The sequence below is a fragment of the Herbidospora sakaeratensis genome (assembly GCF_001570525.1).
Taxonomy (GTDB): Bacteria; Actinomycetota; Actinomycetes; order Streptosporangiales; family Streptosporangiaceae; genus Herbidospora; species Herbidospora sakaeratensis.
Map to the genome: position 1 here is coordinate 151,395 of NZ_BBXC01000013.1, position 18,010 is coordinate 169,404.

Sequence of the window (18,010 nt, forward strand, 5' to 3'; positions counted from 1 at the left end):
CTTCGCGGGTGAAGCGAGTGATGGCCGTGACGCTGGTGGCCGCGGGCGCCCTGGTGGTGCCCGCGCAGCCGGCGGCGGCGAAAGTCGATCCGATCAGAGCGCTGACGGCGCAGTTCGTGACCGGGAAGGGCGTCAAGCTCAAGACGGTGCTGCAGGTGCGGCCGAAGGGCGGCAAGGGAAGCGTCACCCAGGAACTGGGAGCGATCCAGTTCGGCCCGAAGGGCCCGATCGCCGCCGACCTCAACGAGAAGACGCGCTACGACAAGGGCTTCTTCGACGACGCCGACAACGACGAACGCGGCGTCCGCAAGAGCCTCGAGGCCCCCGGGCGGGTGATCTCCCTGCCGAAGTTCACCTACGTGCAGGGCCCCCGCGCCGGACAGGGCTTGCCCGAGGGCAAGTACTGGGTGCGCAAGCGCCCCCTCCCGCCGGTCCCCGGCGGCGTCATCGTCAACGTGTTCGAGCCGAACACGGTCAAGACGCTGATCGCCAAGGCCGCCTCGACCCGCGGCGGCGTGGTGCGGGGCACCACCACGAGCGCCAAGATGGCCGCGCTCTCCCCGGTGTTCCGCAAGCAGTTCGGCCCCGGCGGCAAGAGCGAGAGCGGCCAGATCTCCACGATCGCGTACGCGTTCACGCTCAGCAAGGAGGGCCTGGTCACCCGCCTCAGCGTCACGATGCGCATGCCCGTCGGCGGGGGCACCGTCGTCGACTACACCTCGGAGACGCGCCTGTACAACTGGGGCACGAAGGTGGCCGTCGTCGCGCCCCGCGCCGAAGCGGTGATCGACGAGAAGGACGTCAAGCGCTGAATCTGAAGACCGCGTCCGAGAACCCCTCGGACGCGGTCCAGACGAGCCTGACCCGGACATGGGTGGCGTTGCGGACGAAGGTCACCTTCCGCCCGCCGTCGGACACGGTGGCCCGCGCCCAGCCGTCGAACTTCCGGGTCAGGTGATGCTCCCACTTCTTGAGGTCGCCGACGGCCACCGCGGCGATGGACTCGGTCGGCGGCTCGCCGTCGGAGCAGTAACGCCCGAAGTTCGCGATCGCCGTGACCGTGCCCTCGTCCTCTTTGAGCCGGATGCTCTGGCAGGGGTCGGTCTCGGTGCCGTAGACGAGACGCGGGTGCGACCACGCGCCGGTCTCCGGGTCGTAGTGCTGCTCGGACAACCCCCGGCCGGCCTCGTACCGCATGGCGACCCGGCGGCCGTCGGGGAGGGTCAACTCCTCCGACGCGGGTTCCGGCAGAGCTTCGGCGGTGGGCGTGGGGGTCGGCGTGGGGCTCGGCCGGGCGACCGGCTCGTCCTGCCCGCAGGCCGCCGCGGACACGAGCAGCGTCAGGCAGATCAGGGCGCCTCGTATCACGCCTTTCAGGCTAACGGTGAATCTTTCAGCCACGGCGGGGGACCGGTCCAGGTCATCGTCCAGGCAAGATCGACCCGCTGGTCGGCGGGACGCCGGGATGCGACTCTCGCGCCATGCGCAAACTGATGGTCTCCGCACTGCTCGCATTCGGCTTCGTGCTGTCCGTGGGCGCCGCGCCCGCGCAGGCGGCCACTCTCCGCAACGTCTACTACTACAACTGGGACTGCAACCGGGTGGGCAACCTCGGCATCACCGAGGGCTGGTGGACGTCCTACCAGTGCGTCCCGGAGCACGGCTACTGGTTCCTCTACGCGTAGCCCGGGACGACGCGGCCGGGCCGCGCACCCGAGCCGGTGCGTGGCCCCGTCGCCCGAGGTCTGATCACGGCTGATCCGCTCCACGAACGCACCCTCCCTGACCAGGCGACCTCCCACGGGCGTGTCGAGACGTCGCGCCACCGCCAATCGAGGCGGGACTGGCGTGCGACCCGCGGGCCGGCTCGTCCGCGCTCAGCCACAGGCCGATGAGCACGCGCGCCACCATCTTCGGCAAGCCCATCCCGACCGCCGTCTCCACGGCCTCGCAATCCACGAGGCCGGCCCCGGGCGAACGGGCCCGGGGCCACAACGCGCCGATCGAACTGCCTGGGGACCTCGATCGTGGGAGCGGCCTTCGGCCAGGCAGGACGCGTCAGTCCATCGCGGGCCGGATGGCCGTTCGATCCTGCTCGGGCATGATTCCTCCTGTGCTCCACGCTCTCCTCGGGCTGGCCGAGAACACGGCGCTACCGCCCCAACTGATCGATCAGCTCATCGCGACTGCGGACCCGGACGTCGCCGAGGCCGTGGCCTGCCGGTCGGATCTCAGCCGTGTGCAGGTGGCCGCGCTGTCACGCTTCGAGGGAGCCGCCGTACGACTCGCCCACGAAGGGCGGCTCACGGCCGACGACGTCGATCCGGTAGCCCGGCCACGTGTCGCACTCGCCCTCCTTGAAGAACGTTCCGGCAGGCCGGAGTGGGCGAGACTGCTCGCTGCCGATCCTCTGGCGGAGACGCGGGAGAAGCTGGCGGCCTGCCCCGGCCTGCCACCCGATGTGCTGCGGACACTCGCCTCCGACCCCGATGTCCGGGTGGTCGCCGAGCTCGCGCTGTGGGCGCCCGCGGACCTGGCCGGCGAGCTTGCGGCGCATCCGCATGCCGATGTCCGTCGTTCGGTGGCGGCCAACGAAAAGACGCCGGCAACGGTACTGGCGTCGTTGCTGACCGGTGAGGGGCTCCCGCCGGCGCGGTCCTGCTTGGTCTGTGATCGAGAACCGGTCCCCTTCGTTCACGATCCGGGCTGCGAACGATCTGACTGCTCACTGCCGCCGGGCGTTTCCTGCGATGGCTCCCATGAGTCGGCTGTGCGGGAAATCCAGCAGATGGCGCTGAGGAACCCGGCTGCCCCGGTCGACGCCGTCGTGGGCTTCGTCAGTCATCCTTCGACTCTGATGCGCGTCGACTTGGCGGCCCGCACCGATCTGCCCGCACACGTGTACGCGCAGCTCGCCGAGGATCCCATCCCGTGGGTGCGCGCGACGCTCGCGGGCAACCCCTCGATCAGGGAGGACCTGATCCGCGCCGTGGCCACCGATCGCGGCCACGACGTCCGGTATCGACTTGCCCACCATCCCGAGCTGCCGCTCGACGTCCTGTCCGACATCGCAGGCGACACCCGGCTCGGCCAGGTGCTCCTGCCGCGCATCGCATCCGCCTCCGTGGCCGAAGTCACGGCACTGGCCGCGTCACCGATCCCGGCGGTTCGCATGCTGCTCGCCCAGCGGCGCGACCTGTCACCCGAAATCCGTGGCGCGTTCGCCGACGATCCCGACGCGAGGGTGGTCAAGTCCGTCGCGCCGCACCCGGGCCTGTCCGAAGCGCAGCTCCGTGCGATGGTCACGCGCCACGGCGCGCGGGTGCTGGCGAAAGTGGCCGTCAACCCGGACGCCACGGCCCCGCTGCTGGAGGACCTCGCTCAGCACCGGCCGCCGGTGCGGAAGGCGTTCCGCGCGATCGCCCGGCATCCCAGCGCCACGGCCACGGCGCTGCTCGCCTGCCTCGACGATCACCAGGCCAGACCCCTGGCCGCCCGCCACCCCGCCCTGCCGCTCTCGGCGATCGTCGAACTACTCCACGACGAAGACTGGCAGGTGGTAGAGGCCGCGGCCGCCAACCCGTCGTTGCCGCTCGCCGCGATGCGAGAGCTGATTCCCTGAGACGCGATCCGCTTGACCGTCGGGTCGATCGACGTCATACGCACCTAGAAGACACGACCGACAGGACCCGGGCATCATGGCCATGCCGCTATTCGCTCCCGCAGCGCCGCCTCCACCCCGGGGATACTGCATGCCGATGACCGAATATGACAGTCCGGCCTCGTTCCGCGGTCAGCTCCAACGGGGACGCGGTGCATCGCACGTCGACCGCCCCCGGCGCGGCCGACGCGGTGTATGAGTGCGTGATCACGGACCCGCGCTGGGACCGACAAGTCGATCAACGTGACGGCTACCTCGCCGGTCTCATCGCTCGGCTCGACCTGCCACTGGCGCCGATTGAACAGCACCTGCTCACGTACGACGGCGAGGACGCCGAACCGGTTGAGCTCGCCTTGCGGGTCCTTGCCCTGCTCCCGATGGCCGGTCGGCTCGACGCGGCGGCCGTGCTGCGCGGATACGCGATCGACGGGCCGCATTGGTCCACGGCACTGGAGGCGATCGGCGACAGCGGCGCGATGACGCTTCCCGCCATCTGGGACGGGCTCGCGGACGACATCATGGCCAACCGCGACGATGCCCAGCTTGCACAGGCGATCTGGTGCGACTCGGAGCCGTGGACGACGTTCGCGCGCTCCCAGCCACGCGTCCGGCGAATCATCGTCGAGCGCAACGCCTCCCGTCCACCCGGACCGGCCAGGCGCGACACCCGACCCGGAATCGTCGCCATCGGCACCGAAGACCTGATCGGGCTCGTCGCCGCCGGCGGCTCCGGGCGGCGGCGGGCGCTGGAGGAACTGGGCAGGCGCGGCGATCGCGTCGTCTTCGACTTCGCCGAGGACCCCGGCCTGCGCAACGCGGCCGGGTGGCTGCCGGGTATCCCACAGGCGCTCCACCACCTCGGGCGAGACGCGCTGCCACGCGCCCGCACGTGGATCGGCAGCGGCGACGACACCCTCGTCGCGTTCGGGGAGCGGGTGGTGGCAGAGGTCGGTGACCGGGGCGATGCGCCGGCGTTGCTGGCCGCGTTGCACCGCACGGTCGCCGCCGGAGAATGGTGCGCCGCCGAGGTTCCCGCACGAGGCCTGGGCCGGTTGGGGATCCAGGAAGCCGCGAGCGAGCTCATGGCCGCGTGGGAAGGCACGCTTCATTCGCTCGCCCGGGAAGCGTTCCTAGACGGGCTTCGGGGATGTGCGCCGCGTGAAGCCGAAGCCCTCGTGGTCGAGGGACTTGACGACTGCGAGCCGACGGTGCGGCGGCGCGCGTGTGAGGCGGCGCCAGACACGGCCGCAGTCCGCTCGCGTCTGCGGGAGTTGACCGCCGACCCCCTGGCAGCCGAGGTCCATGAGGCCGCGAACACGCGACTGCGGGTCCTGGCCGTGCGCGGCATCACCTGACCAGAAGCCGGCAGGACGGCGAGCACCCTGTGGGAGGATGCGGACCCGTGAAGTCAAAGATCGCGGGGATCGGCGTCGCCGTCCTCGCCTCCGTCGTGCTCGTCCCCTTACCCGCCGAGGCCGCCGCCCCCGACCCGGTCGCGGCCGTGAAGCGGCTGCTGGCGCAGAAGCGCACGGCGAAGGTCATCGAATGGGGCACGGTCATGCTGGGCGGCCGGGGCCGCAAGATCAACAGCATGATGCACCTGTTCGACTACCACTTCGAGCGCAAGGGCTGGCTCCAACTGGGGCCGGGCGGCGTGGTCGGCTCCGACCTGACCAGGAAGCTCATGTTCAAGCGCGACGGGACCCTCGCCATCGCCAAGGAGGACGCGGCGGGCGGCGACCTCCAGGCCAGGAGCCTGCTCGCCCAGACCTCCCTCCACCGGTCGGTCACGGCGAACGGCCGCCACTACTCGTCCGGGAAGCTCTACTCCGCGGCGCTGCCGAAGGGCAGGCCGTGGGCCTACCGGGGCAGGGCGGTGAGCGGCGGCGCCTTCACCGACCAGATCGTCAACGTCTTCGAGCCCAGGACGCTGCGGCGCCTGCTGTCCGACACCTACGAGAAGAAGTACATCTCCGGACCGGTCTTCATCGACCCGCTGGGCCGCTCGCAGCAGAACCTCTACTCGTGGCGGGGCAAGCTCACCTTCGACGACCTCTACGCCGTCTCGCCGACCTTCCGGGCGCTCGCCCTGGCCAAGCCCGACGAGTCGTACGGCCCGGCGGAGGTGTGGTGGGACCTGCTGACCGACCGGGCCGGGGTGCCGGTGCGGTTCAACATCATGTGGGACACCGCCTACCAGGGGCACTACTCGTCGAAGGAACGCGCCGAGGGCAGCACGATCACCGACTTCGTCGGCTGGCGGACCGGCCTGCCGGTCAAGCCGCCCCACTCCACGAAGGTGGCGCCGCTGCCGAGCCCGGCGGCCGGGCTGCCCGAGTTCGACGACGTCATGGAGGTCATCCGGGGGCGGCGCCCCCGGTGACGGCGGGGCCCGCCAGGCGTTCGAACGCGCCCGGGCCCTCGTGGGGCTTCGGCGGGGCGTCGAGGTGGCGGGCGCGCAGTTCGTCCATCAGTTCCTCGACGAACGCCGGGCCCCCCTCCCGCATGAGCCGCTGACGGTCGCGCAGTCTCTCGTCGCCCGGCCGCCAGTCGAGGCCCCAGTTCCCGAGGGTGTAGATGATCGGCAACGTCTGGATGCCGGCCTCCGTCAGGCTGTAGCGGGCGCGCTGGCCCCGGGCGGCGGTTCCGCGGGTGAGCAGGCCGGCCTCGACGAGCCGCACCAGGCGGTCGGCGAGGATGTTCGAGGCGATGCCCTCGGCCGAGCCGGTGAGCAGGGCCCGGAAGTGGCGAAGGTCGCCGAACATGACGTCGCGCAGCACCAGCAGCGACCACCGATCTCCGAGCACCTCGACGGCGGCGTTGATCGGACACCCGGACCGTGGGTCCACGATTCCCTCCTTGACAGGCGTTTCGCCGTCCCGATAGTAGTTGCAGAATACAACCACTTGTGGAGAGGGGAAGCCGATGGGGCGGTTCGTCTATGCGATGCAGGTCTCCCTCGACCTGCGGATCGAGCAGGTTCCCGGCGACAACGGCGCCGGTGAGTGGCTGCGGATCCACGAGGAGCTGCACCGCGAGGCCAACGCGCGCACGCGGGCGCTCTCGCTCCTCGTCCACGGCCGCGTCTACTACGAGGTCATGGAGGAGTTCTGGCCGAGGGCGCACGAAGACCCGACTCTGCCCGACTACATGCACGAATACGGCGAGATCTGGACGTCCAAGCCCAAGATCCTGGTCTCCCGCACGCGCCGCAGCGCCGGCCACGACACCCGGATCATCGGCGGCGACGACGCGATCGAGCGGCTCGCCGCCCTGCGGGCCGAGACCGAGGGCGGCATCGGGGTGGGCGGGGCGGCGCTCGCCACCCAGCTGCTCCGGGCGGGGCTGCTCGACGAGCTGCTGCTCTTCACCCACCCCTCGATCCTCGGTTTCGGCCGCACGTTGTTCGACGACTACGACCGGCCGGTCGACCTCGACCTGATCGAGCAGCGGTCGTTCGAGCAGGGCGTCACCCTGCACCACTACGCGGTCGTCGACGCGAAGGAGGCGGGCGCGTGCTGACCCGGGTCGCCGAGGGCGTGCTGGTGCACGAGAGCATGTTCGTGCAGAGCAACGCTGTCGTGGTGCGGGGCCCGGACGGCGTGCTGCTCGTCGACCCGGGGGTGACCGGAGCCGAACTCGGTTGTCTCGTGGACGACCTGGCGGAGCTGGGGCAGACCGTGGTCGCGGGCTTCTCGACCCATCCCCACTGGGACCACGTGCTCTGGGACGCCCGGTTCGGCGACGTCCCCCGCTACGGCACGGCGCGCTGCGCGGCCGCCATCCGGGAGGAGTTGTCGGACGCGGGCGCGAAGGACCGCATCGCCGACCACCTGCTGGAGACCGAGATCGCCGGGCAGGTGCCGCTCGACCTCCTCGGCCTGGTCGCCGGCCTGCCCGCCGGCGCCACGGTGATCCCGTGGGACGGCCCCCGGGTCCGGATCATCGAGCACCAGGCGCACGCCCCCGGCCACGCGGCGCTGCTGATCGAGGACCGTGGTGTCCTGATCGCGGGGGACATGGTGTCCGACGTCCTGATCCCGATGTTCGAGTTCGACGAGGCCGCCGACCCGATCGGCGACTACCTCACCGCGCTGACGCTGCTCGAAGATGTCGCGGACGACGCCCACGTCGTCATCCCCGGCCACGGGTCGGTCGGCGGACCGGGCCAGGCGCGGGCCCGGATCGACCGGGACCGCGCCTACGTGCTCGCGCTGCGGGACGGCCGGGTCCCGGACGACCCCCGGATCGGCCCGGCGGCCAAGCCCGGCTGGGAGTGGGTGGGCGACGTCCACGAAGGGCAGTTCCGGCGGTTCGCCCGTTAGTCGAGCACCTGAACGTGCCCGACCTGGACGACCTCCTCGTCGGCCTGGCCGACGAGCACCAGAGCGGCGGCGGCGACGACCAACGCCGCCACGGCGGCCGCCCACCGGGGCCGGCGTCGTGGACGAAGAGGAGACGGTTCCGGCGGCACACCCAGGTCCAGCCGGGTGCGCACGGTGTTCCACGCCGTGGCCGCCTGTTCGTCCAGGCCGCAACCGAGGACGAACGCGGTGAGCGCCTCCTGGCGGGGGAGCGAGTCGCGTTTGAGCATCCCGGCCGCGGTCGAATAGGGCAGATGGCGGCCGGCCCGCTGCGCGTGCAGCTGGATGTCGCGGTAGCTGCGTCCAGACCAGGTCTTGAGTGTGCGCAACTGGGCCACGAACTCGGCGTCGGTGCGCGCGGCGGCCGGGTCGGGACGGGCTTCTGGGCTCATAACCCGGCAGTACAACGGAGTCGCACGGATCCGCACAAGCCGGAACGGCACATTCGTTGCCCCGGATCCGCGGGATCGGCCAGCGTCGATCACATGATCTCTCCCTGGTTGCCCGCCGCCCTTGCTGGAGTCCTGCTGTCCACCGCTCCCGTCCATCCGCGGATCGAGGCGTTCCTTGACCGGACACTGCCGACCGGCCCCGGCGGCACCGTCGCGGTGGCCCGCCACGGCACGCTCGTGCACTGCGCCGGGTTCGGCCTGGCCGATCGCGAGGCCGGGACGCGGGCCGGATGCGACACCGCCTACGACGTCATGTCGATCACCAAGCAGTTCACCGCCGCCGCGATCATGAAGCTGCAGATGGCGGGCAAGCTGCGCACCACCGACCGGATCTCCGTCCACCTCGGCCGGGTGCCGGCCGACAAGCGGCTCATCACCGTGCGCCACCTGCTGACCCACACCTCGGGGCTGACCGACCTCGGCGACGACTACGACCCGGTCTCCCGCGACACCATGGTGCGGCGTGCTCTGACGTCGCCCCTGCGGTCGGTGCCCGGAACGGAGTTCCACTACTCCAATGTGGGCTACAGCCTGCTGGCCGCCGTCGTCGAGAAGGCGTCCGGCCGGTCGTACGAACAGTTCCTGGCCGAGCGGCTGTTCGCCCCCGCCGGCATGACGAGCACCGGCTACGTGTTGCCCCGCTGGGCGCCGGGCCAGATCGCGGTCGAGTACGACCGCGACGGCGAGAGACGGGGGCGGCCCACCGAGCACCCGTGGGCGGCCGACGGTCCCTACTGGTACCTGCGGGGCAACGGCGGCATGCTCTCCACCGCCCGTGACATGTACCGCTGGCACCGGGCGCTGGAGGGGGACACCATCCTGTCCCGGAAGGCCAAGGCGGAGATGTTCCGGGCGCGGGTGCTCGTCGACCGGACGGCGAAGCTCTACTACGCCTACGGCTGGGGCGTGTTCCCCCGCACCGAGTTCGGCCGGGTCGCCGAGCACGACGGCGGCAACGACTGGTCGTACGGCGACCTCGCCCGTTCCCTCGACAAGGGCGTGATGGTCTTCTGGATCACCAACCACGCCTACCGGCAGGGGAGGTGGAACCTGGAGGAACTCAACGGCGAACTCACGCCGGGGCTCCTCCGCGCGTCCCTGAAATGAGGGTCAGCCGACGCCGATCCGCTGGAGTTCGGGCTCGATCAGGGCCACGACGCGGTCCTGGTCGCGGCCGTAGGGCTGCCCGGTGTACTTCAGGGCCAGCCGGTCGATGATCTCCCACCCCGCCTCGCCGTCGACCCACCCGACGACGCGGCCCCGGATCACGACGGGCTCGAACGGGTTGTCGGCGGGCGCGATCGAGATCGCGAGCCGGGGGTCGCGGCGCAGGTTGCGCGCCTTGCGCACCTCCGGGCCGGTGAAGACGACGACGTGGTCGCCGTGGGTCCCGATGAAGACGGGCACGTTGTGCGGCGAGCCGTCGGGCAGGACCGTGGCGAGGTGGGCGATCGAGACGCCGTCGAGGACGCGGCGGACGTCGGGCTCGATCAGGTGGACGGGTCGGCGCGCCACCACCTCGTCGACCGGCACCGCGTGGGCCGTGATGACCTCGTTCATCTGGCGACATCCTTTCGGGGTTCCTTGAGGAGACTCCGTAACCGTACCAACTTAAGTTCCTTCAGGGAACCCCAAAGGCTAGAATGGGGGCATGCAACGCACCCAGTTCGGCGACATGGCCTGCTCCATCGCGCGCACCCTCGACGTCATCGGCGAACCCTGGTCGCCGCTGATCCTGCGCGACGTCTGGGTCGGCCTGAACCGGTTCGACCAGCTCCAGGCCGACCTCGGGATCTCCCGCAAGGTGCTGACCGAACGGCTCGGCCACCTCGTCGAGCAGGGCGTGCTCGAACGCCACCCCTACGACAACCGGCCACGCTACGAGTACCGCCTGACGGCCAAGGGCGCCGAGCTCGTCGACCTGCTCATGGTCATGACCGCGTGGGGCGACCGGTGGCTCGCCGGCGAGGCGGGCCCGCCGGTGCTCTACCGCCACCACGCGTGCGGTGAGATCAGCGGCGTCGACCTGCGCTGCGCCCACTGCGGCGAGCCGATGCACGCCGGCGACGTCGAGCTCATGCCGGGGCCGGGCGCCCGGTGAACCGGGCGGCGGCGGCTCCGTCGAGGTGGCCGGGCGGCAGCCGCCGTCCGCAGACCACGAGCAGCAGGTCCTGGGCCCGGCCGGTCACCGTCGATCCCGTCCCGAGAGACCAGTCGAGGTCGGTGGCCCGCAGTCGCACGCCGCTGAGATCGGCGCCGAAGAAGGCGATGTTCCTCGGCGCCATGCCGGCGAAGACCATCGCGATCCGGTCGGGCGGCACGATCCGGCCCAGCCCGAGGGCCACGGTGATGTCGAGGCCGTGGATGACGTCGTGCGACAACGCGCCGGTCGCGCCGCCGCCGGGCGGCGTCCAGGGGTGGGCGAGGTTGGCCCGCAGGAGGGCCAGCAGGTCGGCGGCGCTCATCCGGCCCGCGTCGCGGCGGGCCAGCCGGTCGGCCATCGTGTTGAAGCTTCCCCGGGCTCTGACCAGTTCCACCAGCATCCGCCCGGCCGACTGCCGGAACGGCATCGTCGTGTGGGCCACCACCTCCCTGACCCGCCACCCCTCGCACAACGTCGGGGCGTCCCACTGGTCGGGCCGGAGCGCGGCGAGGATCTCGGCCTGCTCGGCGCGCTCCGCGCGCACCGCCGCCCGTACGGTCTCATCGGTCGTCTTCGAATTCGTCACACCGGACATACGGACCGGAGGCCGGGAACTCATCGGTCGCCCGTAAGGTCGACGCATGCTGGAACGTCTGGAGCGGCACCGGACCGAGCTCACCGGCTACTGCTACCGGATGCTGGGGTCCGGCTTCGAGGCCGAGGACGCCGTGCAGGAGACCCTGGTCAAAGCCTGGCGGGCGGTCGAGAGCTACGACGAGCGGCGCGGTCCGCTGCGCGGGTGGCTCTACCGCATCGCCACCAACGTCTGCCTCGACATGCTGCGCAGCGCCCAGCGCCGGGCCCTCGCGATCGACCTCGGCCCGGCTTCGCAGGCGGGCGGTCCGCTGGGGCCGCCGATCGCCGACGAACGGTGGATCCACCCGATCCCCGACGCCCGCGCCCTCCCGGAGACCGGCGACCCCGGCGAGCTGGCGGTACGGCGTGAGACGATCCGCCTGGCGTTCGTCGCCGCCCTCCAGCACCTGCCGGCCCGCCAGCGCGCGGCGCTGATCCTCTGCGACGTCCTGTGCTGGACGGCCAAGGAGACCGCCGACCTGCTCGACACCACCGTGGCCTCGGTCAACAGCGCCCTGCAACGGGCCCGCGCGACCCTCAGGACCAAGGCCCCGGACGAGGCCCGGCCCGACGACGCCGCCCGGCGGGACCTGCTCGACCGCTACTGCGCCGCGTTCGAACGCCACGACGTCGACACGCTGGTGTCCCTGCTGCACGAGGACGTCACGATGTCGATGCCGCCGTTCGCCTGGTGGCTGCGCGGCCGCGACCAGGTCCGCCTGGCCCTGTCCGACCCGGCGGCGTCGTGCGCGGGGGCCCGGTTGTGGCCGGCGGGGGCGAACGGGTCAGCCGCCTTCTGGCAGACCCGCCCGGACGCCGACGGCGTCCATCACCCGTTCGCCCTGGTCGTGCTGGAGGCGGCCGACGGGGCGATCACCGACATCGTCACCTTCCTCGGCGCCGACCGGCTGCTTCCGCTGTTCTTCACCGATGGTTCCTGGCCAGGCCGGCAGGGGTGTCACGGGCGCCGGTGACCGATCCGGCCGGGACGGCCTCGCCGAGCTCCGTCAGCTCGGCGGCGGTGAGGGCGAGGTCCATCGCCGCCGCGTTCTCCTCCAGGTAGCGCCGCCGCTTGGTGCCGGGGATGGCGACCGCGCCCTGGGCGGCGACCCAGGCCAGTGAGATCTGCGCGGGCGTCGCGCCCCGGGCGGCCGCGACGGCGGCGACCCGGTCGACCAGGTGCCGGTTGGCGGTCATGTTCTCCGGGGTGAACCAGGGCAGGGTGCGGCGGGCGTCGTCGGCGTCGAGATCGTCGACCTTGGCGATCGCGCCGCTCAGCAGGCCGCGGCCGATGGGGGAGAAGGCCACCAGGCCGATGCCCAGCTCGTCCAGGACCTTCTTCACGCCGTTGTGCAGCACGTCGGGGGCGAACAGCGACAACTCCGACTGCACCGCCGCGATGGGGTGGGTCGCGTGGGCCCGGCGGATGGTGGCCGGCGCGGCCTCCGACAGGCCCAGGTGGCGCACCTTCCCGGCCGTGACCAGCTCGGCCATCGCGCCGACGGTCTCCTCGATGGGCACGTCGGGGTCGACGCGGTGCAGATAGTAGAGGTCGATCACGTCGACCTCCAGGTGCCGCAGGGAACGTTCCACCGCGCGGCACACGTGGGCGGGGCTGCCGTCCATGACCGCGCCGTTCTCGAAGTCGAGGGCGAACTTGGTGGCGATGGTGATCTCGTCGCGGCGCGCCCCCAGCGCCCTGGCGATCAGCTTCTCGTTCTCGTAGGGGCCGTACGCCTCGGCGGTGTCGATGTGGGTGACCCCGAGGTCGACGGCCCGGTTGAGGGTGGCGATGGCCTCGGCCTCGTCGCGGGCGCCGTAGAAGGCGCTCATGCCCATGGCCCCGAGGCCCTGGCGGGAGACGCGGAGTGCGCCGAGACTGACGTCGTTCATGTGGTGACTGCCTCGTATCTGGAGATCTTCGCTTCGATGGCGCGCAGGTGGCGCTGGGTGCGCCGGACCTCGGCGAGCACGCGTTCCCGGTGCCGGGTCAGCAGCTCCAGGCGCTCCTTCTCGGTGCCCTCACGGCGGCACAGCTCGGCCATGAGCCGGATGTCGGCGATGGACATGCCGGTCTCGCGGAGCATGACCAGGCCGCCGATCCAGGCCAGATCACCCTCGCGGTACCGTCGGCGGCCGCCGGCGTCGCGGGGCGTGGGATCCAGGAGCAGCCCTTCGCGCTCGTAGTAGCGCAGGGCCTCGACGCCGATCCCGGTCGCCCGGGACACCTCGGTGATCGACAGGCCCTGGGGCGGCACCTCCACGGTGACCTCGGGAAGCAGAACCTCGCTCATGCGTCCACAGTGCCACCTGTAGCGCACTACAGGTCAAACGGGCATCCCCGGCCTGATCAGAGCCAGATCGTGGCGAGCCAGACCTCGGCCGCCGCGAGCACGATCAGGGTGACGTTCAGCCCGGTCTCCTTGACCTCGCCACGCGACAGGTGCAGCCCGGTGGCCAGCACCTGGAGCACCGTGAACCCGGCCGCGGCGGCCAGCGCCAGGCCGGGCAGGATCCCGGTGACCGGGGGAAGGACGAGCCCGGCCGCCCCCAGCACCTCCAGGGCGCCGATCGTCCGGACCATCGGCATCGGGACGGTGTCGACCCAGCCCATCATGGGCTGGAGCCGCTCCTTGCTCTGGACGATCTTCTTGCCCCCGGCGTAGAGGTAGAACAGGCCCAGCAGGGCGGCGATGATCCAATAGGCCACGGTCATGGCGCCCATGATGGGGGACCGCCGGATGCCGTACAAAAGGAACATCAGTGTGCGTGGTAACCGGGAGTCGCCGTGTCACAGAACGAGAAGACCTGTCTGATCAGGGGAGACGCCGGCCGGACGGTCCGCGCCATCCTCGACCGCATCGGCAGCAGGTGGACCCTGCTGATCGTCGCGACCCTGCACGGGCGGCGGCTGCGGTTCACCGAGTTGCAGCAGCACATCCCCGGCGTCTCGCAGCGCATGTTGTCGCTCAGCCTGCGCCGGCTGGAACGCGACGGGCTCGTCTCGCGCACCGCCCACGCCGAGGTGCCGCCCCGGGTGGAGTACGAGCTCACGCCGATGGGCCAGACCCTGATCGCCCCGGCGATCACCCTCGCCGAGTGGGCGGCGGAGCACAATCCCGCCATCGAACGCAGCCAGGCGGCCTACGACACCCGCGAGGACTGACCGTTTCGGGCCTGCTCCGTCCGCGGACGCCGGTCAGAGCGGCGGATACGCGTTCCGGACGAGCGTCCCGAAGTAGGACGGCCAGAAGACGCCGTAGGCCGGACCGCCCGGCGTCGCTCCCGACGGCCGGTACGAGCCCATCGGCGGGGCGAACGTGGGGTCGCACCACCGGTTGACGCCGTCGCTCGCGCCGTCCGACTCGCCGGGCGGCCGGGCCCAGATGAAGGCGTCGACCCCGGCTCTGGGCGCGGCGGCGGGGCGTTCGCCGATGCCCGCGTTGAGCTGGTTGCACCAGTTGTAGCGGTTGACGCGCCGGTCGAGCCGCGACTGGTCGACGTAGGTGTTGACGTCGGTGGAGACGCTGACGGCGGTCGGCCGGGCGGTGCCGCCCCAGCCGTTGCGCGAGGTGTCGATCAGCATGCCGATGTCCGCCGGGAGGCCCGCCGCGATGAAGGCGGTGCGCAGGTGGCGCGTGTAGTGGTCCTCGTCGATGTGCGGGTTCCAGTCGACCCACCGGCTCCAGAGCAGCGGCTGCCCGGCGACCAGCTTCCCGGTGTCCGGGAGGAAGACCTCGTCCACCGGGACGTAGTTGGCGACGTTGGTGACGAACCCGTGCACCCCCGGCGTGCCCTCGACGACCTCGGCGAGCACGTCGACCAGCGGCCCGGAGACCTCGGTCCAGCCGGCCACCGACGACCGGCCGGCGTCGAGGTAGACGTACACGTTGGGGACCAGGCCGAGGGTCGTGACGGCCTGCTTCAGACCTGCGACGTACAGGCCCGACGTGCGCGCCTCCACGCACTGGGTCTCCTGCGGCCAGCTGACCATGCTGCCGACGGTCTCCGGCTCGACGAGCGTGACGATCCTGAGCTGGGCGTAGCGCGGGTCGGCCAGGATGGCCGCGATGGGGTCGAGGAACTGGTTCCTGTACGCCGTCACGCCGTCGGCGCTCAGGGGGAACTCCGCCGTGGGCCACCACGACGAACACTCCTTGCCCGGCAGGTCGCTCAGCACGAGCGTCACGACGACGGGGTCGTCGTTCCCCTGCGACAACGCCTGGACGCGCGCCCGCTCCAGATGTTGCCGCAACCCCATGCCGCCCCTGATCGACCCGATCGCCGCCACGGAGTCGAGCCACAGGGCGGTCGGCTGGAACGCGACCTTCCGCATCGCGGCGCCGACCTCCCCGCCCGTGGCGGTGGCGGCGGCCTCGACGTTCGCGACGTACTCGGGGTTCAGGTAGCCGCGTGCGCCGAGGTAGGGATTGTCGACCCGCGACGGACTCGGGGAAGGACTCGGGCTCGGCGAAGGTGACGGGCTCGGACTCGGCGAGGGGCTCGGTGACGGCGGGCCGCCGCAGGTGGTGCCGTTCAGGGTGAAGCGCGTCGGCGCGGGGTTGGCGCCGGTCCAGCTGCCGTTGAAGCCGATGGTCACCGTCGCGCCCGGTGCGATCACCCGGTTGTGCGGCTCGTTCACCGCCTCGACCCGCGCCCCCGACTGGCTCCACCGCGCCGACCAGCCGTGCGTGACCGTCTGCCCGGCGGTGAAGTCGAACCGCAACGTCCAGCCGGTGACCCGATCGCCGGTGTTCTTGATGGTGACGCCGGCGGTGAACCCGCCCGGCCACGAATTCGCCCCGTACGTCACCACGCATCCCGGAGCGGCCCACGCCACCCCCGGCAGCACGACGAACACGAGCAGCACACCGACAAGCACGCGCAGGAGCCTCATGGCATCCCCCAGGACGCGACGACCGACCCCCGAACGTCACCCCAGATGGCCCGCCCCCGGCAACCCGGCCCGGCGAATCCCCAGGTCGGCCCTGAACCTTTCAGGCGTCCTCCCAGGCGATGCGGTGGTCGTACATCCAGTTGAGGGACCCGCGCCTGGCCACCTGCCGCAGCACCACCGGCAGGAAGAGGTCGCGCAGGTAGGCCCCGACCGGGCCGGGCGCCTTGCCGTCGCCGTTGCGTTTGCCCTGGGCGACGATGCGCTCCACCCGCCCCCGGCGCAGCCGTTCGTAGGCGGCGAACGCCTCCGGCGTCTCGTGGTCGCGCAGGCACGTGGCCAGCACGACCGCGTCCTCGATCGCCATCGACGCCCCCTGCCCGGATGACGGTGAGGTCGCGTGGGCGGCGTCGCCGACGATCACCATGTGGGAGTTCGACCAGGTGGGAACCGTCGGCAGGTCGTAGGTGTTCCAGGCCGGCAACACGTGGGGCGTGGCCGCGATGATGTCGCGCATCGGCCCGGCGTCGTCGCGGAACAGCTCGATGAGCGCCGCCGGGGTGACGGCCGCCAGGTCGTCGGCCGTGGGCTCCTTCGGGCTGGCCGGGTTGGCGAACCACCAGACCCCGCCGTCGGGGTGGACGAGATAGCCGAAGAAGCACCGCCGGCCGAAGACGAAGTGGCTGACGCCGGGCCGTCCCGGCACGCGTATGCCTTCGGCGAACCCGCCCGTGTTGAGCAGCCCGAGGTGCCGGGGCCGGGGCGCGCCGGGGTCGATGATCGTCCGGGTCCGCGACCAGAGTCCGTCCGCGCCGACGAGCAGCGCGCCGTCCGCCGTGGTCCCGTCTTCGAACCGGGCCTGTACGCCGCCGCCGGCGACCCCCGCGCCGGTCAGCCGTTTGCCGTACTCGACGGTGACCCCCCGCCGGACCGCCTCGTCGCGGAGCGCCCGGTAGAGGTCGCCCCGCCGGAGAGTGCGGCTCGGTTGCGGGATGACGGCCAGTTCGCGGCCCTTGGCGTTGACCATCACCCCCTCGGGGGTGTCCATGCCGAGATCGGCCACGAGGTCGTGCAGGCCGAGGACCCGCAGCGCCTCCAGCCCGTTCCGCGCCAGGGTCAGGAACGCCCCGACGCCGTCGGAACCCCGGTCGTACGCCTCGAAGAGCCGGACGCCGAGCCCGGCCTTCCGGAGTGCCATGGCCGTGACCGGCCCCGCGATGCCGCCACCGATGATCAACGTTTCCTTGGTCATACTATGACTATACATAAAATGACTAACAAATACGATGGCCGTCATGACATCGCGGCGATCACCTCTGGCGATGGCGGTGCTCTCACTCGTCGTGGAGACGCCCATGCACGCCTACCGGATGCAGCAACTGATCAAGGAGCGCCACAAGGACGACGTCGTCAACGTCGCGCAGCGCAACAGCGTCTACCAGACGATCGACCGCCTGCTCCGCGACGGCCTGATCGCCGTCCAGACGACGACCCGCGACGAGAACCGCCCCGAGCGCACCGTCTACGAACCCACCGCCGCCGGCCGCGACACCCTCAGGGAGTGGATGCGGGCCATGCTCGCCGACCCCAGGCGCGAGTTCCCGGAGTTCCCCGCGGCCCTCGCCTTCCTGCCGGTGCTGACGATCCCCGAGGCCGTCGAGGCGCTGACCGAACGGCTCACCACCCTGGAGACCCGCACGGCCGCCCTCGACGCCGAACTCGCCGACGGGGCGAGCTTCCTGCCCCGGGTGTTCCTGGTGGAGACCGAATACCAGCGTGCGGTGGTGGCGGCCGAGGCCGAATACGTGCGGCGGCTGCTCGCCGACATCGGCACGGGCGACGTCACCTGGTACTGAGGCG

At 71.5% G+C, this 18,010-nt stretch carries 22 protein-coding genes; 12 read left to right on the top strand and 10 right to left on the bottom strand.

Going from position 1 to position 18,010, the window contains the following annotated elements; genetic code table 11:
* Positions 1 to 8 precede the first annotated feature (8 nt).
* The gene (locus tag AW271_RS21860; RefSeq protein WP_157554473.1) at positions 9 to 812 is read left to right on the top strand and encodes a hypothetical protein; all 804 of its coding nucleotides are present in this window, start codon (positions 9 to 11) and stop codon (positions 810 to 812) included.
* Here the strand turns inward: AW271_RS21860 and AW271_RS41130 are convergent.
* Positions 802 to 1,368 carry a hypothetical protein gene (locus AW271_RS41130; protein WP_174553109.1) on the bottom strand — a complete coding sequence of 189 codons (567 nt, stop codon included), beginning with the start codon at positions 1,366 to 1,368 and terminating at the stop codon, positions 802 to 804. The genes AW271_RS21860 and AW271_RS41130 overlap by 11 nt on opposite strands.
* 113 nt (positions 1,369 to 1,481) lie before the next feature.
* Here AW271_RS41130 and AW271_RS21870 point away from each other — a divergent pair, with 113 nt between their 5' ends.
* The 4 genes from AW271_RS21870 to AW271_RS21885 all read left to right on the top strand — a co-directional run bounded on the left by AW271_RS21870 (position 1,482) and on the right by AW271_RS21885 (position 6,044).
* Positions 1,482 to 1,685 carry a hypothetical protein gene (locus tag AW271_RS21870; protein ID WP_062339263.1) on the top strand — a complete coding sequence of 68 codons (204 nt, stop codon included), beginning with the start codon at positions 1,482 to 1,484 and terminating at the stop codon, positions 1,683 to 1,685.
* A 428-nt stretch (positions 1,686 to 2,113) separates the two neighbouring features.
* Positions 2,114 to 3,622, top strand: coding sequence for a hypothetical protein (locus AW271_RS21875; protein ID WP_174553110.1), 1,509 nt, complete (start codon positions 2,114 to 2,116; stop codon positions 3,620 to 3,622).
* A 191-nt stretch (positions 3,623 to 3,813) separates the two neighbouring features.
* On the top strand, positions 3,814 to 5,016 hold the full coding sequence (locus AW271_RS21880; protein WP_062339264.1) for a hypothetical protein: 1,203 nt from the start codon (positions 3,814 to 3,816) through the stop codon (positions 5,014 to 5,016).
* A 47-nt stretch (positions 5,017 to 5,063) separates the two neighbouring features.
* On the top strand, positions 5,064 to 6,044 hold the full coding sequence (locus AW271_RS21885; protein WP_062339265.1) for a hypothetical protein: 981 nt from the start codon (positions 5,064 to 5,066) through the stop codon (positions 6,042 to 6,044).
* Here the strand turns inward: AW271_RS21885 and AW271_RS21890 are convergent.
* The gene (locus AW271_RS21890) at positions 6,019 to 6,510 is read right to left on the bottom strand and encodes a winged helix-turn-helix transcriptional regulator (protein WP_062339266.1); all 492 of its coding nucleotides are present in this window, start codon (positions 6,508 to 6,510) and stop codon (positions 6,019 to 6,021) included. The genes AW271_RS21885 and AW271_RS21890 overlap by 26 nt on opposite strands.
* Positions 6,511 to 6,586: 76 nt before the next feature.
* Between AW271_RS21890 and AW271_RS21895 the strand changes: the two genes are divergently transcribed.
* Together AW271_RS21895 and AW271_RS21900 are read left to right on the top strand one after the other, a co-directional pair.
* On the top strand, positions 6,587 to 7,183 hold the full coding sequence (locus AW271_RS21895; protein ID WP_062339267.1) for a dihydrofolate reductase family protein: 597 nt from the start codon (positions 6,587 to 6,589) through the stop codon (positions 7,181 to 7,183).
* On the top strand, positions 7,177 to 7,986 hold the full coding sequence (locus AW271_RS21900; protein WP_062339268.1) for an MBL fold metallo-hydrolase: 810 nt from the start codon (positions 7,177 to 7,179) through the stop codon (positions 7,984 to 7,986). Before AW271_RS21895 ends, AW271_RS21900 begins: the two co-directional genes overlap by 7 nt.
* Here the strand turns inward: AW271_RS21900 and AW271_RS21905 are convergent.
* Positions 7,983 to 8,417 carry a hypothetical protein gene (locus AW271_RS21905; RefSeq protein ID WP_062339269.1) on the bottom strand — a complete coding sequence of 145 codons (435 nt, stop codon included), beginning with the start codon at positions 8,415 to 8,417 and terminating at the stop codon, positions 7,983 to 7,985. The genes AW271_RS21900 and AW271_RS21905 overlap by 4 nt on opposite strands.
* Before the next feature lie 93 nt (positions 8,418 to 8,510).
* Here AW271_RS21905 and AW271_RS21910 point away from each other — a divergent pair, with 93 nt between their 5' ends.
* The gene (locus tag AW271_RS21910) at positions 8,511 to 9,584 is read left to right on the top strand and encodes a serine hydrolase domain-containing protein (RefSeq protein WP_062339270.1); all 1,074 of its coding nucleotides are present in this window, start codon (positions 8,511 to 8,513) and stop codon (positions 9,582 to 9,584) included.
* 3 nt (positions 9,585 to 9,587) lie between these two features.
* On the opposite strand, the gene AW271_RS21915 is transcribed toward AW271_RS21910, so the two are convergent.
* Entirely contained in the window at positions 9,588 to 10,037 is a 450-nt protein-coding gene (locus AW271_RS21915) for a TIGR03618 family F420-dependent PPOX class oxidoreductase (RefSeq protein WP_218008122.1), read from the bottom strand.
* Positions 10,038 to 10,128: 91 nt separating this feature from the next.
* On the opposite strand from AW271_RS21915, the gene AW271_RS21920 reads away from it, so the two are divergent.
* Positions 10,129 to 10,578 carry a winged helix-turn-helix transcriptional regulator gene (locus AW271_RS21920; RefSeq protein WP_062339271.1) on the top strand — a complete coding sequence of 150 codons (450 nt, stop codon included), beginning with the start codon at positions 10,129 to 10,131 and terminating at the stop codon, positions 10,576 to 10,578.
* On the opposite strand, the gene AW271_RS21925 is transcribed toward AW271_RS21920, so the two are convergent.
* Positions 10,553 to 11,206 (bottom strand): maleylpyruvate isomerase family mycothiol-dependent enzyme, encoded by a 654-nt coding sequence (locus tag AW271_RS21925; protein WP_245653152.1) that lies wholly within the window; start codon positions 11,204 to 11,206, stop codon positions 10,553 to 10,555. The two genes, AW271_RS21920 and AW271_RS21925, sit on opposite strands and share 26 nt — an antisense overlap.
* A 55-nt stretch (positions 11,207 to 11,261) precedes the next feature.
* On the opposite strand from AW271_RS21925, the gene AW271_RS21930 reads away from it, so the two are divergent.
* Positions 11,262 to 12,230 (top strand): sigma-70 family RNA polymerase sigma factor, encoded by a 969-nt coding sequence (locus AW271_RS21930; RefSeq protein ID WP_062339273.1) that lies wholly within the window; start codon positions 11,262 to 11,264, stop codon positions 12,228 to 12,230.
* On the opposite strand, the gene AW271_RS21935 is transcribed toward AW271_RS21930, so the two are convergent.
* From AW271_RS21935 to AW271_RS21945, 3 genes are read right to left on the bottom strand one after another with little or no spacing between them, the layout of a single operon-like run.
* Positions 12,181 to 13,149, bottom strand: a complete 969-nt coding sequence (locus AW271_RS21935) for an aldo/keto reductase (protein WP_062339274.1) — start codon at positions 13,147 to 13,149, stop codon at positions 12,181 to 12,183. The genes AW271_RS21930 and AW271_RS21935 overlap by 50 nt on opposite strands.
* Positions 13,146 to 13,550 carry a MerR family transcriptional regulator gene (locus AW271_RS21940; RefSeq protein WP_062339275.1) on the bottom strand — a complete coding sequence of 135 codons (405 nt, stop codon included), beginning with the start codon at positions 13,548 to 13,550 and terminating at the stop codon, positions 13,146 to 13,148. Before AW271_RS21940 ends, AW271_RS21935 begins: the two co-directional genes overlap by 4 nt.
* Before the next feature lie 56 nt (positions 13,551 to 13,606).
* Complete coding sequence (locus AW271_RS21945) at positions 13,607 to 13,972, bottom strand: DoxX family protein (RefSeq protein WP_062339492.1); 366 nt, start codon at positions 13,970 to 13,972, stop codon at positions 13,607 to 13,609.
* Between the two features lie 72 nt (positions 13,973 to 14,044).
* On the opposite strand from AW271_RS21945, the gene AW271_RS21950 reads away from it, so the two are divergent.
* Positions 14,045 to 14,422 (top strand): winged helix-turn-helix transcriptional regulator, encoded by a 378-nt coding sequence (locus tag AW271_RS21950; protein ID WP_062339276.1) that lies wholly within the window; start codon positions 14,045 to 14,047, stop codon positions 14,420 to 14,422.
* A gap of 33 nt (positions 14,423 to 14,455) precedes the next feature.
* Here the strand turns inward: AW271_RS21950 and AW271_RS21955 are convergent, their stop codons facing one another.
* Both AW271_RS21955 and AW271_RS21960 read right to left on the bottom strand, forming a co-directional pair.
* Positions 14,456 to 16,153 carry a glycoside hydrolase family 6 protein gene (locus AW271_RS21955; protein ID WP_062339277.1) on the bottom strand — a complete coding sequence of 566 codons (1,698 nt, stop codon included), beginning with the start codon at positions 16,151 to 16,153 and terminating at the stop codon, positions 14,456 to 14,458.
* A gap of 100 nt (positions 16,154 to 16,253) precedes the next feature.
* Complete coding sequence (locus tag AW271_RS21960; protein ID WP_062339278.1) at positions 16,254 to 17,402, bottom strand: FAD-dependent oxidoreductase; 1,149 nt, start codon at positions 17,400 to 17,402, stop codon at positions 16,254 to 16,256.
* 43 nt (positions 17,403 to 17,445) lie between these two features.
* On the opposite strand from AW271_RS21960, the gene AW271_RS21965 reads away from it, so the two are divergent.
* On the top strand, positions 17,446 to 18,006 hold the full coding sequence (locus AW271_RS21965) for a PadR family transcriptional regulator (protein ID WP_245653153.1): 561 nt from the start codon (positions 17,446 to 17,448) through the stop codon (positions 18,004 to 18,006).
* The last annotated feature ends 4 nt before the right edge of the window (positions 18,007 to 18,010 follow it).

Excerpts from the sequence above, each read along its gene's own strand:
- AW271_RS21895 (WP_062339267.1), top strand. The coding sequence starts at position 6,587 with ATGGGGCGGTTCGTCTATGCGATGCAGGTCTCCCTCGACCTGCGGATC.
- AW271_RS21910 (WP_062339270.1), top strand. The coding sequence starts at position 8,511 with ATGATCTCTCCCTGGTTGCCCGCCGCCCTTGCTGGAGTCCTGCTGTCC.
- AW271_RS21930 (WP_062339273.1), top strand. The coding sequence starts at position 11,262 with ATGCTGGAACGTCTGGAGCGGCACCGGACCGAGCTCACCGGCTACTGC.
- AW271_RS21960 (WP_062339278.1), bottom strand. The coding sequence starts at position 17,402 with ATGACCAAGGAAACGTTGATCATCGGTGGCGGCATCGCGGGGCCGGTC.
- AW271_RS21915 (WP_218008122.1), bottom strand. The coding sequence starts at position 10,037 with ATGAACGAGGTCATCACGGCCCACGCGGTGCCGGTCGACGAGGTGGTG.
- AW271_RS21920 (WP_062339271.1), top strand. The coding sequence starts at position 10,129 with ATGCAACGCACCCAGTTCGGCGACATGGCCTGCTCCATCGCGCGCACC.
- AW271_RS21945 (WP_062339492.1), bottom strand. The coding sequence starts at position 13,972 with ATGACCGTGGCCTATTGGATCATCGCCGCCCTGCTGGGCCTGTTCTAC.
- AW271_RS21955 (WP_062339277.1), bottom strand. The coding sequence starts at position 16,153 with ATGAGGCTCCTGCGCGTGCTTGTCGGTGTGCTGCTCGTGTTCGTCGTG.
- AW271_RS21870 (WP_062339263.1), top strand. The coding sequence starts at position 1,482 with ATGCGCAAACTGATGGTCTCCGCACTGCTCGCATTCGGCTTCGTGCTG.
- AW271_RS21905 (WP_062339269.1), bottom strand. The coding sequence starts at position 8,417 with ATGAGCCCAGAAGCCCGTCCCGACCCGGCCGCCGCGCGCACCGACGCC.
- AW271_RS21940 (WP_062339275.1), bottom strand. The coding sequence starts at position 13,550 with ATGAGCGAGGTTCTGCTTCCCGAGGTCACCGTGGAGGTGCCGCCCCAG.
- AW271_RS21935 (WP_062339274.1), bottom strand. The coding sequence starts at position 13,149 with ATGAACGACGTCAGTCTCGGCGCACTCCGCGTCTCCCGCCAGGGCCTC.
- AW271_RS21965 (WP_245653153.1), top strand. The coding sequence starts at position 17,446 with ATGACATCGCGGCGATCACCTCTGGCGATGGCGGTGCTCTCACTCGTC.